The sequence below is a fragment of the Arthrobacter sp. Y3221157 genome, assembly GCF_059089865.1.
The window spans coordinates 1-382 of sequence record NZ_JBNHFD010000234.1; the positions used below are offsets into that span (position 1 = coordinate 1).

Genomic DNA, 382 nt, shown 5'->3' on the forward strand with positions numbered 1-382 from the left:
CCCGACCCCGGTTCCCGGCCCCTGGGCTGGGGCCCGGAACAGCGCGACGAGGACGCCGCCGCCGCGGCCGTGGCAGCCATGACGCCGGAGGAGAAGGCGGGCCAGGTGCTGATGCCCTTCTTCCAGGGCTTCAATGTGGAGGCGCACGCGGCCACTGTTGAGCGGCTGCACCTGGCGGGGTCCATCATCATGGGTGACAACGTTCCCCGCGACCCGCAGGGGAGGGTTGATCTTGCCCGCATGGGCGCCATCAACCAGCGGCTCGCCCAGGCCGCCGTGGCGGATGGCAACCCCTGGCCCGGGATGATCGGGGTGGACCAGGAAGGGGGCCTGGTAGCGCGCCTCGGCCCGCCGCTGACAGAGTGGCCCGCGCCCATGAGCT

At 72.5% G+C, this 382-nt stretch carries 1 pseudogene; it reads left to right on the forward strand.

What is annotated here, in order from left to right:
• A pseudogene (locus tag AC5RTT_RS20815) lies at window positions 1–382 on the forward strand (beta-N-acetylhexosaminidase); the annotation flags it as partial.